The sequence below is a fragment of the Burkholderia sp. HMSC10F09 genome, from assembly GCF_001806955.1.
Taxonomy (GTDB): Bacteria; Pseudomonadota; Gammaproteobacteria; order Burkholderiales; family Burkholderiaceae; genus Burkholderia; species Burkholderia multivorans.
In genome coordinates, this window is record NZ_KV786843.1 from 1 (window position 1) to 5001 (window position 5001).

General features: G+C 71.1%; 3 protein-coding genes. All 3 read right to left on the reverse strand.

The window, feature by feature from the left end:
- Positions 1-1574, reverse strand: a 1574-nt coding sequence (locus tag HMPREF3115_RS22100) for a S1C family serine protease (RefSeq protein ID WP_070556086.1), incomplete at its 3' end; no start/stop codon positions are given.
- Between the two features lie 253 nt (positions 1575-1827).
- The gene (locus tag HMPREF3115_RS22105) at positions 1828-3594 is read right to left on the reverse strand and encodes an ATP-binding protein (RefSeq protein WP_070556088.1); all 1767 of its coding nucleotides are present in this window, start codon (positions 3592-3594) and stop codon (positions 1828-1830) included.
- A 248-nt stretch (positions 3595-3842) separates the two neighbouring features.
- Positions 3843-5001, reverse strand: a 1159-nt coding sequence (locus tag HMPREF3115_RS22110; protein ID WP_070556091.1) for a MocR-like pyridoxine biosynthesis transcription factor PdxR, incomplete at its 5' end; no start/stop codon positions are given.

The window sequence follows — 5001 nt, forward strand, 5'->3', positions numbered from 1 at the left end:
GAGCGGCTCGTACTTGAGCCGGCTGAACCGGCCCCGGCTGCGCCCGAGCCGGCGGCGACCGCGCGGGTCGTCCCTGAGCCGGCCGCGCCTGGGCGCGTCACGCTCGAGCGGGCCGCACTTTGGCCGGCCCCCAGATCAGCATTCGATCTAACGACGCGTGATCCGGCCGTATCCGGGCCGGCGCCAGTTGCGCGGACCGCGCCTGAACCAGCCGCATGCAAATGGGTCGCAGCTGCCCCGGCCGTCCCAGCTCCGGCCGCCCCCGCTCCGCCCGTGCGCGAGCCGGCCATACCCAAGCCATTCGCACCCAAGCCCGTCGCCCCGCTCTCGTCCTCGCCACCGCTCCCACCGGCAACACCGGTCACACCATCGGCGCCGACCGCATTCGCGCCTCGATCGTCGTTAACCGCGACCGTCAGCACGACCGGCGCGCGATTGCGAATCAGCCGCATCGGCGCCTGCTCGCCCGGCGCCAGCGTCGTCGCGAGGTCGTTCAATTCGGCCGCGCCCGCGACCGGCCGATCGCCGAACTGCACGATTACGTCGCCCGCGCGCACGCCGGCCACCGCGGCCGGCGAACCGGCCTCGACGCCGTCGACGAGCGCACCGGAGGCGCGAGGCAGCCCAAGCGCCGCCGCCAGCCCCGCGCCGACGTCCTGCACGTCGAGGCCGAGCGCATTGGCGCCCGACCCGCGCGCCGCCTGCGCCGGCGGCTGCAGTTGCGCACGCAGCTTCGCGCTGAGCGCGATCGGGATCGCGAACGTGAGGCTCGCGTAGCGATCCGCGCCCGTATAGACCTGCATCGCGATACCGACCACGTTGCCCGCGCGATCGAACACCGGGCCGCCGGAGTTGTCGGGATTCACCGCGATGTCGGTCTGCAGGAACGGGAACGCGCTGCCGTCCGGCAGCCGGCGCGGCGTCGCGCTCACGATGCCGGCCGTGACCGTGTTGCCCGCGCCGTCCGGCGCGCCGATCGTCATCACGGGCTCGCCGGCACGCACGCGTGTCGCTTCGGCAATCGGCACGTAAGGCAGCCGCGCGCCGTCGATCCGCAGCACCGCGACGTCGCTCTGCGGATCGACCGCCACCACGGTCGCGCGGAATTCGCGGCCATTGGCGAGCCGCACCGTCGCATCGGTCGCGTCCCCGATCACGTGGGCGGACGTGAGGATCGCGCCATCGGGGCTGACGATGAAGCCGGACCCGCTACCGGTAATCGCGCGCGGCGACGTATCGGGCGCCGGCGGCTGCGGGCCCTGCGCGCGCGGCGGCGCACCGCGTCGGAAGAATGCGGCGAGCGGATCGTCGGGATCGAGAATCGCGAACGTCGGCTCGCCGGTCTGCGGATCGAACGCGCTCGTGCGGATCGTGACGACCGCCGCGCCGTAGCGGTCGACGATCGCCGGAAAACCGTCCGACGCGACGTCGGATGCCGCGGGCGAGCCGCCGCCGTTGTCGACAGGCAGTGCGAGCGTCGCCGCGAGGCCGGTGGTCGGCGGCGAGGCGACGGCGAGCGCGAGCGCGGGCAGCGCGGCGCGAAGGACGGCGCGGGCAAGCGTCTGGCGAACCACGGTGCACCTCCCCCGGGCAGTCGCGGCAACGCGCTGCGCGACACGCGCAGAGACCCGACAAGCACCGGTACACGCCTCCATTTATAGCTCACGCGCGTCTGTCGAGCAGCCGGACGCAACCCGCGCCGGGTCCGCGTCGCGCCGCAAAACCGTAATGGCATTCGTTCCGGACAAAGTCCGCGGTTCGTCAATCCGAACATTCACCGCGCACGATGCACGACCACGACGCGAGGCGCAGATGACGCACCGGCACTTATTCGGGCCATGCGGTCGCGCGGCGATCGAGCGCGTCGCGTACCGCGCGGGCGAGATCGTCGAGCGCATAAGGCTTGCCGATCAACGCGACGCCTTCGTCGAGTTTGCCGTCATGGAAGATGATGTCGCGCGTATAGCCGGACGCGAACAGCACGCCGGCGCGGTACGGCGGCGCGCTCGCGATCCGCGCGAGTTCGCTGCTGCGCACGGCGCCCGGCATCACGACGTCGGTAAACAGCAGATCGAAGCGCTGCCCGCTCTGGATCAGGCGCAGCGCCGCATCGCCGTCCTGCGCGGACAGCACCTTGTAGCCGAGCCGTGCGAGCATCTCGATCGCCGCGAGCCGCACGTCGCAATTGTCCTCGACGACGAGAATCGTCTCGCCGCCGCGCGTGGCCGGCGCGCTCGCGGGCTTGTCGGGTTCGCGCTCCGTATCGAGACAGCGCGGAAAGTAGAGATCGACGGTCGTACCCTCTCCTTCGGCGCTGCTGATATGCACGCAGCCGGCGCTCTGCGATACGAACCCGTGCACCATGCTGAGCCCGAGACCGGTGCCCTGTCCTTCCGCCTTCGTCGTGAAAAACGGTTCGAACGCGCGCAGCTTCACGCGCTCGGGCATGCCGTGACCGTCGTCGGCGACCGACAGCCGCACGTAGTCGCCGGCCGGAACGCCGGCGTGCGCCGCGCGGCGGTCCGTCGACGCATCGACGGCGGCCACGGCGATCCGGATCGTGCCGCGCTCGTCGATCGCGTCGCGCGCATTGATCACGAGATTCAGCAGCGCGCTTTCGAGCTCGTTCGGGTCCGCGTAGATGTGCCAGCCGTCGTACGCATCCTCGATCGACAGCTCGATCGACGCCGGCAACGTACGCCGCAGCATCTCGGCCATCGCTTCGACGAGCCGCATCGGATTGAGCACGGTCGGCACGAGCGGCTGCCGGCGCGCGAACGCCAGCAGCTGCGACGCGAGCTTCGCGCCGCGCGACACCGCATTGCTCGCGACGGCGACGCGCCGTTCGAGTTCCGCGTTGCCCTGCGCCAACAGCTGAATCAGCTGCAGGTTCGCCGCGATCACCTGCAGCACGTTGTTGAAGTCGTGCGCGACGCCGCCGGTCAGGCTGCCGATCGCCTCGAGCTTCTGCGCCTGCCGCAGTTGCGCCTCCATCGCGACGCGGGCCGCGACCTCTTCGGCGACCCGCTGCTCGAGCGTCTGCGTGAGCTGCATCAGCGCGTATTCGGCCTCGTGGCGCCGCGCCTCCGCAACAACCTTCGCGGTCGTCTCGAACACGATCGCGATGACGCCGGCCGGCCGCCCGTCGTCGTCGAATACGGGGCTGTAGCCGAGGTCCATCCAGACGTCCTCGGGGCGGCCCTGGCGATACAGCACGAGCTGCTTGTCGCGATAGGTCAGCGTGCCGCCGGCCAGACAGGTGTCGACCACGTGCCGGTTGAACGACGCGACTTCCGGCCAGCCGACCTCGACCGGCTTGCCGAGCAGGAACGGATGGCGCCCGCCGGCAAACGACGCATAGGCGTCGTTGTAGAGCATCGTGCCTTCGCGGCCCCACAGGATCACCAGCGGCGACGGCGACGCGAGCACGAGCCGCACCGCGGCGGCGAGGCTCGGCGGCCACGTCGAACGCGGCCCAAGCGGCGTGTCGCTCCAGTCGAACGTCGCGACACGACGCGCCATCTCGCCGCCGCCCAACTCCGGACTGCCGCTCACCGACAGTGCAAACTCCGACTCGACAGAAATTTCGCTCATACGGTAACGCTCACGCGATCTGGAAACTTTTGCACGACCCAACGTCGATCCGTTGCCCGCCGACCGCTCCGGCGGCCTGTCCCGCCGCATCGGCACAAGGGCTGCAGCGTGGAGCAAGCACCGTTCCCGCGACGCTTCCGCGGTTCGATCTTCGCCCCCCGCGGGCAGGCGGCCGACGGGACAGCGCTCTAACCGCATCGCGGGCGCTCCGGCTAGACGCACGCATCTCGCTGCGCCCGCGCCGCGCGTCACGCGCCGCCGATCCGCTTCGCGATCGCGGACAGCGTGCGCAGCATCGGCGCGAACGCATCGGCCGACGTATTGCCGAAGCCCAGCACGAGCCCGTTGCGCGACGATTTCGCGTGCATCGAAAACGCGGACAGCGCAAACGGCCCGATGCCGTGCGCCCGCGCCGCGTCGACGATCGCGCGGTCGCGATAGCGCGCCGGCAATTGCAGCGCGAGATGCAGCCCGCACGGGCCGCCTTCGACGCGATGTTCGACGCTGAGGCTGTCGTCGAGCGCCGCGAGCAGCGCGTGGCGCCGATCGCGATAGAGCCGGCGCATGCGGCCGAGATGCCGGCCGTATTCGCCGGTCTCGACGAAATCGGCGAGCGCGATCTGCACGTGGCGCGTGCCGCCGCGCAGCATCTCCGGCAGCGCCGGCCGCACGGCGGCGAGCAGCGCGTCGGGCAGCACGAGGAAGCCGATGCGCAATGCCGGAAACATCGTCTTGCTGAACGAGCCGAGATAGACGACCGGCGAATCGGCTGCCAGTCCATACATCGCGCCGATCGGTTCGCCGGTATGGCGGAACTCGCTGTCGTAGTCGTCCTCGACGATCCATGCGCGATGCCGGCGTGCGGCATCGATCAGCGCAAGCCGCCGCGAAATCGACAGCACCGCGCCGGTCGGGAACTGGTTCGACGGCGTCGTGTAGACGACGCGCGGCGTCCGCTCGCGCCAGTCCGCCTCGGTCGCGCGCAGCCCTTCCGCGTCGACCGGCATCGGCACGACGTCGAGGTTGGCCGTCTGCATCGCGGTGCGCGCGCCGCGGTAGCCGGGATCCTCGACCCACACCGTATCGCCGGGATTCGTCAGCAGCTGCGCGCACAGCGCGATTGCGCCCTGCGCGCCTTCGGTGATCACGATTTGCTCGGGATCGCAGCGCACGCCGCGCGTCACCGCCAGATGGCGCGCGATCGATTCGCGCAGCGCGGGTTCGCCGAGCGGATCGCCGTAGGCGAGCAGGTCGCGGCCCGTGCGGCGCAGCGCGCGGTCGATCGCGTGCCGCCACGCGTCGATCGGGAAATGCGACAGCGCCGGCACGCCGGGCCGAAAGCCGTGCGTGTCGTCGCTGTCGCCGACGCTCGGGCGAATCCGCTCGAGGCGCTGCGCAACCGCGGGC

Bases quoted from the DNA above. Each gene is read 5' to 3' on its own strand.
- HMPREF3115_RS22105 (WP_070556088.1), bottom strand. From the start codon at position 3,594: ATGAGCGAAATTTCTGTCGAGTCGGAGTTTGCACTGTCGGTGAGCGGC.